Source organism: Amycolatopsis sp. NPDC057786, assembly GCF_042797905.1.
In the GTDB taxonomy this organism is placed as follows: Bacteria; Actinomycetota; Actinomycetes; order Mycobacteriales; family Pseudonocardiaceae; genus Amycolatopsis.
Map to the genome: position 1 here is coordinate 24,891 of NZ_JBHVKW010000097.1, position 7,959 is coordinate 32,849.

A 7,959-nucleotide genomic window follows, 5' to 3' on the forward strand; every position below is an offset into this window, starting at 1 on the left:
GCAAGGAGTAATACCCGATGGTGGGACAGTTCGACGACGGTACGGCGAGCGAGGAGCGGCCGAAGAAACGCCCCGGCCTGGGCTGGATCCTCGCCGGCGCCGCGATCTTCGTGGTGGCGGCCGTGGTCGCGGTGCTGGTTTTCACCGGAAAGAGCGATCCGGTGGTCGCGGCAGGCCAGGACCAGGCGAACCCGTCCACGGGACAGACCGCGCAGGCCCCGGCCGACACGGGACAGGCGCCCGGCACGGTCAGGCTTCCCGGTGGCGGCACGGCGAAACTGATCCGCAAGGAACTGACCGCGGACGGGACCCTCCCCATCCCCGAGGGCCTCGACGAAGCCACCTGGTGGGGCGCGAAACTGGGCGCCGACCAGGGGGCTTCCCTGCTTTCCGGGCATGTGAACTGGAAGGGGAAGAAGGGCCCGTTCGACGAACTGTGGCGGCTCAAGACCGGCCAGCAGGTCGACGTCGTCGACATCGACGGCGGTAAGTGGGTCTACCGGATCGGCGAGGTCGTCACCGTGCACAAGACGAAGCTGGCCGAGCAGGCGGAGAAGCTGTTCGGACCGGACGGGCCGCACCGGCTGGTGCTGGTCACCTGCGGTGGCGAGTACGTCGGCGGGACAGACGGTTACGAGGACAACCGCATCGTCACGGCCTCCTTGGTCAGCAGGCCCTGAGCGGTCCGACCTCGCCGGAGGACGTGCGGGGACGGGCGGTTAGTCTTGTCCTTCTAGTCCATACCCGTCCCCGCATGCTTCGGAGCGTGGAGTGCCCGCCAACACCATTGAGACCGTCGTCAGCCTGTGCAAGCGTCGAGGCTTCGTTTTCCCGTGTGGAGAGATCTACGGCGGTACCAAGTCGGCGTGGGACTACGGGCCCCTCGGTGTCGAACTCAAGGACAACATCAAGCGCCAGTGGTGGAAGACCGTCGTGCAGAGCCGCGACGACGTCGTCGGCCTCGACTCCTCGGTCATCCTGCCGCGCCAGGTGTGGGTCGCGTCGGGTCACCTCGACGTCTTCACCGACCCGCTGATCGAATGTCTGTCCTGCCACAAGCGGTTCCGCGCCGACCAGCTGGCCGAGGACTTCTCCGCCCGCTCGGGCAAGGAGGTGTCCGAGGACGACCTGTCCGAGGTGCCGTGCCCGAACTGCGGCACCCGCGGGCAGTACACCGCGCCGCGTGACTTCAACATGATGCTGAAGACCTATCTCGGCCCGGTCGAGTCCGAGGAGGGCGTGCACTACCTCCGCCCGGAGACCGCGCAGGGCATCTTCATCAACTTCCTCAACGTGCAGACCGCGGCGCGCAAGAAGCCGCCGTTCGGCATCGGCCAGATCGGCAAGTCGTTCCGGAACGAGATCACGCCGGGCAACTTCATCTTCCGCACGCGCGAGTTCGAGCAGATGGAGATGGAGTTCTTCGTCGAGCCGGGCGAGGACGAGACCTGGCACCAGTACTGGATCGACGCGCGCACCGAGTGGTACAAGGACCTCGGGATCAAGGCGGACAACCTCCGCCTCTACGAGCACCCGAAGGAAAAGCTCTCCCACTACTCGAAGCGCACCGTCGACATCGAGTACCGCTTCGCGTTCAACGCGGGCCAGGAGTGGGGCGAGCTCGAAGGCATCGCGAACCGCACCGACTTCGACCTCACGACGCACTCGAACCACTCCGGCGTCGACCTTTCGTTCTTCGACCAGGCCACGAAGCAGCGGTTCCGCCCGTTCGTCATCGAGCCGGCGGCCGGTGTCGGCCGGTCGATGATGGCGTTCCTCGTCGACGCGTACCACGAGGAAGAGGTGCCGAACGCCAAGGGCAGCACCGACACCCGCGCGGTGCTCAAGCTGGACTACCGGCTCGCGCCGTTCAAGGTCGCCGTGCTCCCGTTGTCGCGCAACGCCGATCTCACGCCGAAGGCGCGCGACGTCGCCGCGGCGCTGCGCAAGCACTGGAACGTCGACTTCGACGACGCCGGCGCGATCGGCCGCCGTTACCGTCGCCAGGACGAGATCGGGACGCCGTACTGCGTCACCGTCGACTTCGATTCGCTCAACGACCACGCGGTGACCGTGCGGGAGCGCGACACCATGGCGCAGGAGCGGGTCGCGATCGACAAGCTGGAGTCCTACCTGGCGGGGCGTCTGATCGGCGCCTGACCCTCTTTTCCCACCCGGCGAACGCTATGAAAGGTCCTTTCCTTGCAAAATTTGCAAGGAAAGGACCTTTCATAGCGTTCGGGGAGGCCCACCCCTGACAACTGTCACCCTCAGGTCATGACGCGCGGCCCACGCCCAGGCCGCCCGGTCGCGACAGGCTTGAGGCATGCGAGAACAAGACATCACCGCGGGGGCGGCGGTCCGGCTTTCCGGCCTGCGTAAGCACTACGGCGACGTCCACGCCGTCGACGGCGTGGACCTGACGATCGCGCCGGGCGAGGTGGTCGCCCTCCTCGGCCCCAACGGCGCGGGCAAATCCACCACGGTCGACATGATCCTGGGCCTGAGCGTGCCCGACAGCGGATCGGTGACCGTCTTCGGGCGCGAGCCGGGGGACGCGGTCGGCCACGGGATGATCGGCGCGATGCTCCAGGGCGGCGCGCTCGTCGAGGATCTTACGGTCGCCGAGACCGTCGGCATGGTCGCGGCGCTGCACCGCGAGCCGATGCCCGTGCGTGAGGCGTTGCGCCGCGCCGGGATCGAGGACATCGCGAACCGGCGCTCCACCAGGCTTTCCGGTGGGCAGAAGCAGCGCGTGCGGTTCGCCGTCGCGCTGGTGGGCGACCCCGATCTGCTGATCCTCGACGAGCCGACCGCCGCGATGGACGTCGGCACGCGCCGCGAGTTCTGGAAGTCCATGTACGAGTACACGAACTCGGGCCGCACGGTCCTGTTCGCGACCCATTATCTCGAAGAGGCCGAAGAGTTCGCCGACCGTGTCGTGCTGATGCGGTCGGGGCGGATCGTCGCGGACGGTTCGGTCGCGCAGGTCCGTGCGCTGGCCGGGGGACGCACGATCCGCGCGGTGGTGCCCGCGGCGGCGGAACCGGTGATCGCGGCGCTGCCCGCGGTCACCGGGTGCGAACTTCGCGCCGGCCGCGCGGCGATCTCCAGTTCCGATTCCGACGTGACGCTACGGGCGCTGCTGGCCCACGTGCCCGAAGCGCGCGACATCGAGATCAGCGCCGTCGGCCTCGAAGGCGCGTTCCTGTCCCTGACCAGCAGCGAGGAAACCGTCCGATGAATCCGACCTACCTCAAGACCGAGATCGTCCGCACCTTCCGTTCGACGCGGTTCGTGCTCTTCGCCGTCGCCTTCCCGGTACTGATGTTCTTGTTGCAGGCCAACGTCTTCACCGCCGGGAACCGGAACTTCGCCGGCGTGATCATGGTCAACATGATGGCCTTCGGTGCCTTCTCCGCAGCGATGACGAGCGGCGCGAAACTCGCCATCGAGCGGTCCACGGGCTGGCAGCGCCAGCTGCGGCTGACCCCGCTGACCGGAGCCGGTTACCTCGGCGGCAAGGCGCTGTCGGCGATGCTCGTCGCGCTTCCGGCGTTGCTGCTCGTCCCGCTGGTCGGCGTCTTCTTCCAAGGTGTCCACCTCGACGCCGCCGGCTGGTTGCGGCTGGTGGCGGGTATCTGGCTCGGCGCGATCCCGCTGGTGCTGCTCGGCCTCCTGCTCGGCCAGTTCGGCACGCCGGAGTCGATGCAGCCGCTGAACATGATCGTCATGATGGGCATGGGTTTCCTCGGCGGCCTGTGGATCCCGATCGACGGGATGCCGTCGTGGATGGCCGACATCGCTCAGGTGACGCCGACGTACTGGCTGATCCAGCTGGTCCGCCCGGTCGTCACCGACCAGCTCACGGTGAGCCTCCCGGCCGCGCTCGGCGTGCTGGCGGCGTGGACCGCGCTCCTCGGGGCGCTCGTGATCAGGCGTTACCGTAAGGACAATGCGCGGGTCTGAGAAGGTGAACCGGTGAGTGACTACCCGGGCAGGGTCGAGACGGGCTTGAACAGCCGGGAGAACTGGTGGGCGGACATGCCGCCGCGAACCGGCCGGGGACCTCGGCCGAGGCGGTGGGTGTTCTTCGGCCTCGCCTTCATCGTGCCCGGCTTCGCCCCCGCGGCGGTCGATCTGGCCACCGACGGTGCGACCGCGAAAGAGCTGGTGATCGCCGTTCTCCTGCTCTTCTACGGCTCCTGCTACGTGCTGTTCCCGCTCAGCCTGCGGCCTTCCCGGCGGAAGACGACCTACGTCTTCTCGGTGCTGATGCTGCTCATCGGTCTCGCCCTCGTGTTCCTGCACGACAACAACCCGTACGTCCTGATCTACGCGACGGCGGTGCTGGCCTTCACGCTGCCGCCGGCGTGGGCGTTGATCCTGGACGGCGGCGCCCTGCTGCTGGTGCTGGCCGTCCACCTGGTCCTCGGGAAGGACGACTTCGGCGATCTCATCGCGGTCGCCTCGATCACCGCGGCGATGTTCTTCATGGCGAACCTGGTCCGCGCGGTCCGGAAACTGGAGGCGGCGAACCAGGAGATCGCGACGCTCGCGGTGGCGGGCGAACGCGAACGCCTGGCGCGGGATCTGCACGACATCCTCGGCCACAGTCTCACCACCATCACGGTCAAGGCCGGGCTCGCCCGGCGGATCCTGGAGAGCGGCAAGGACGACTCCCGCGCGCTGCAGGAGATCCGCGAGGTCGAGGGCCTGACCCGCAGCGCGCTCTCGGATATCCGGGCCACGGTCTCCGAGTATCGCGAGGTGTCGCTGTCGGCGGAGGTCGCCGGGGCGCGGGCGGCGTTGCGCGCGGCCGAGATCGACGCGGAGCTGCCGCACGCGGTGGACAACGTCGATCCCGCCCTGCAGCGCACTTTCGGCTACGTGCTGCGGGAGGCGGTCACCAACGTCATCCGGCATTCCGGGGCGAAACGGGTGAAAGTCCGCTTCGGTAAGACCTGGCTGGAAGTCGAGGACGACGGCGGGGGTGGTGACGCCGCGGCGGGGAACGGCCTGCGCGGGCTCACCGAACGGTTGGACGCGGTCGGCGGGACCTTGACCGCCACCACGCCACCTGGGGGAGGATGGCTCGTCCGGGCGGAGGTACCCGAATCCGCCTTGCGGAGCGGCGCGCTCGCGCCACTCTCCGAACCGGCTGGAGGCTGCGCGTGATCCGGGTCCTGCTCGCCGACGACCAGGCGATGGTGCGCGGGGCGTTGGCCACCGTGCTCGGCCTCGAAGCGGACATCGAGGTGGTCGCCCAGGTCGGTTCGGGCGACGAAGTGCTCCAGCGGGCGAAAGAGACCGCTCCGGACGTCGCGCTGCTCGACGTCCAGATGCCGGGCAAGGACGGTCTCGAAGCCGCCGCCGAGCTGCACGGCGCGCTTCCGCTGTGCCGGATCATCATCTGCACCACGTTCGGCAGGCCCGGGTATCTCTCGCGGGCGATGGCCGCGGGCGCCGCGGGGTTCGTGGTCAAGGACGCTCCGCCGGAGCAGCTCGTGGACGCCGTCCGCCGGGTCCACGGTGGCCTCCGGGTGGTCGATCCCGCGCTCGCCGCGGAATCGCTCGCCACCGGCGCGAGCCCGCTCACCGGGCGCGAACACGACGTCCTCAGTGCCGCCAAGGGCGGCGGCACGGTGGCCGACGTCGCCCGTGCGCTGCACCTTTCGGAGGGCACCGTGCGCAACCATCTTTCGGCCGCGATGGGCAAGACCGGGGCGCGGACCCGTGCCGAGGCGGTGCGGCTCGCGGAAGAGCACGGCTGGCTCTGAGATCGACTCCCCGCTCTGCGAGAATCACCCGCGTGAGTACCGCCGAACGGACGAAACCGACTCGCGCGAACTGGGTGCGCCGGATAGTGGCGGGGTTCCTGCTGGTCGTCGTCGCGGTGATCGGCGGAACGGCGTTCCGGGTCTGGCAGGTCGCGCGCGAGGACGTGCGCGACCGGGCCGACGTCATCGTGGTGCTCGGCGCGGCCCAGTACAACGGCAGGCCGTCGGAGATCTTCCAGGCGCGGCTGGCCAAGGCGAAGACGCTGTACGACCAGGGCGTGGCGAAGGTGATCGTCACCGCGGGCGGCAAGAAGGCGGACGACAACTACACCGAAGCGCACGCGGGCGCGCAGTGGCTGCGGAAACGCGGCGTGCCCACGGCGGCGACGCTGCCGGTCGGCGAGGGCAGCGACACCCTGCGGAGTCTCCGCGCGGTCGCCGAGCAGGTGCAGAAACGGGGCTGGAAGACCGCCGTGCTGGTCAGCGACCCGTGGCACTCCTTCCGTGCCAGGGTGATGGCCGACGACCTCGGCCTCGAGACCTGGACGTCGCCGACCCATCGCGGCCCGGTCGTGCAGACCCGCGAGACGCAGGCGCGCTACATCGTCCGCGAGACCGGCGCGCTGCTGTACTACCGCCTCACGAAGTCGCCGGCGGACAGTCTGTTCGGTACCGGCGAGGTCTGACGCCCGATAAGTGTCGGTGAGCACGTTTAGTCTGGTCGGGTGGACACCTACACCGAGGCCGACAGGGCGCGCCTGCTGCCCGAGCGGCCCAAGGGCGCGGCGTTGGAAGGCGCCGTGGACGGGCGGAGCGCCTTCGCCCGTGATCGCGCCCGAGTGCTGCACTCGGCCGCTCTGCGCCGGCTGGCGGGCAAGACCCAGGTGGTCGGCCCCGGTGAGGGGGCCGAGGTCAGCGGTGTGCCCCGCACACGGCTGACACATTCGCTGGAGGTCGCCCAGATCGGCAGGGGTATCGCGGACGAGCTGGGCGCGGATCCGGATCTGGTGGACACCGCGGGCCTCGCGCACGACATCGGGCATCCGCCGTTCGGGCACAACGGCGAGCGCGCGCTGAACGAGGTCGCCCAGCCGTGCGGCGGATTCGAGGGCAACGCGCAGACCTTGCGGATCCTGACCAGGCTGGAGCCCAAGGTCCTGCTCGAAGGCGGGGTAGTCGGCGGGCTGAACCTCACCCGCGCCTGTCTCGACGCCTCGACGAAGTACCCGTGGCAACGGGAAGAAGGCAATCCGAAGTACGGCGTCTACGCCGACGACGCCGAGGTGTTCGCGTGGGTACGGGAAGGCGCGCCAGAGCGCCGCACCTGCCTGGAAGCGCAGATCATGGACTGGTCCGACGACGTCGCGTATTCCGTGCACGACGTGGAAGACGGGGTGCTGGCCGGCCGGATCTCGTTGCGGGTGCTGGCCGACGCGGAGGAACGCGCGGCGGTGGCCGAGGCGGCGCGAAGGTTTTCGCACCAGTCGCAGTCCACTTTGGAGGGTGCGGCGAAGGAACTGCTAGACCTGCCAGTGGTCGCCGAACTGAGCGAACCGGGGCTCGACGGGTCGCTCAAGGCGCAGGTCGCGTTGAAACGGCTGACGAGCGAGCTGGTCGGCCGGTTCGCGACGGCGGTCGTCGGCGCGACACGGGAGGTGTACGGCGAGGGGCCGCTGAGCCGCTACGCCGCGAAGCTGGTCATTCCGGAGCAGGTCGCGGCCGAGGTCGCGTTGTTCAAGGCGCTCGCGCTGCGGTACGTGATGAGCGACAGGCGGCGCCTCGCGATGCAGGACGGCCAGCGGCAGACACTCGCCGAACTGGTCGAGGCGCTGTGCCGTCGCGCGCCCGACGCGCTGGACGGCCTGTTCCTGCCCGCGTGGGAGGCCGCCCCGGACGACGCGGCGCGCCTGCGCGTCGTCGTCGACCAGGTGGCGTCGCTCACGGACGCGCAGGCCTACGCGTGGCACGCCTGGCACACGGGCCGCCACGGCTGAGTCGTAAGTGGCGAGGCCTTCATGCACTGCACCCGGCGTCGAAGCCTGATGTCCTGAAGGGCACCTTTGAGACCTTCAACGTCTCAAAGGTGCCCTTCAAGACACGGCACCTTGGTCTTACCTCTCTGCGGAACCCGAATAGCCCCGGCCGACGTTGCGAAAGCCACTTTCGCAACCTTCAACGT

General features: G+C 69.1%; 8 protein-coding genes. All 8 read left to right on the plus strand.

The features are described from left to right. Positions 1-17: 17 nt before the first annotated feature. On the plus strand, positions 18-680 hold the full coding sequence (locus tag ACFVM3_RS33930) for a class F sortase (RefSeq protein WP_378443992.1): 663 nt from the start codon (positions 18-20) through the stop codon (positions 678-680). Between the two features lie 91 nt (positions 681-771). Continuing rightward, the gene (locus ACFVM3_RS33935; protein ID WP_034316415.1) at positions 772-2,160 is read left to right on the plus strand and encodes a glycine--tRNA ligase; all 1,389 of its coding nucleotides are present in this window, start codon (positions 772-774) and stop codon (positions 2,158-2,160) included. A 166-nt stretch (positions 2,161-2,326) separates the two neighbouring features. Beyond that, on the plus strand, positions 2,327-3,244 hold the full coding sequence (locus ACFVM3_RS33940; protein WP_378443993.1) for an ABC transporter ATP-binding protein: 918 nt from the start codon (positions 2,327-2,329) through the stop codon (positions 3,242-3,244). Then, a complete protein-coding gene (locus ACFVM3_RS33945; protein ID WP_378443994.1) occupies positions 3,241-3,969 on the plus strand; it encodes an ABC transporter permease in 729 nt (242 codons plus the stop codon). Before ACFVM3_RS33940 ends, ACFVM3_RS33945 begins: the two co-directional genes overlap by 4 nt. Before the next feature lie 12 nt (positions 3,970-3,981). Then, positions 3,982-5,178 (plus strand): sensor histidine kinase, encoded by a 1,197-nt coding sequence (locus ACFVM3_RS33950; protein WP_378443995.1) that lies wholly within the window; start codon positions 3,982-3,984, stop codon positions 5,176-5,178. Then, positions 5,175-5,780 (plus strand): response regulator transcription factor, encoded by a 606-nt coding sequence (locus ACFVM3_RS33955; RefSeq protein ID WP_378443996.1) that lies wholly within the window; start codon positions 5,175-5,177, stop codon positions 5,778-5,780. Before ACFVM3_RS33950 ends, ACFVM3_RS33955 begins: the two co-directional genes overlap by 4 nt. A gap of 32 nt (positions 5,781-5,812) precedes the next feature. Next, positions 5,813-6,466, plus strand: coding sequence for a YdcF family protein (locus ACFVM3_RS33960; RefSeq protein WP_378443997.1), 654 nt, complete (start codon positions 5,813-5,815; stop codon positions 6,464-6,466). 39 nt (positions 6,467-6,505) lie between these two features. Continuing rightward, complete coding sequence (locus ACFVM3_RS33965) at positions 6,506-7,774, plus strand: deoxyguanosinetriphosphate triphosphohydrolase (RefSeq protein ID WP_378443998.1); 1,269 nt, start codon at positions 6,506-6,508, stop codon at positions 7,772-7,774. Positions 7,775-7,959 lie beyond the last annotated feature (185 nt).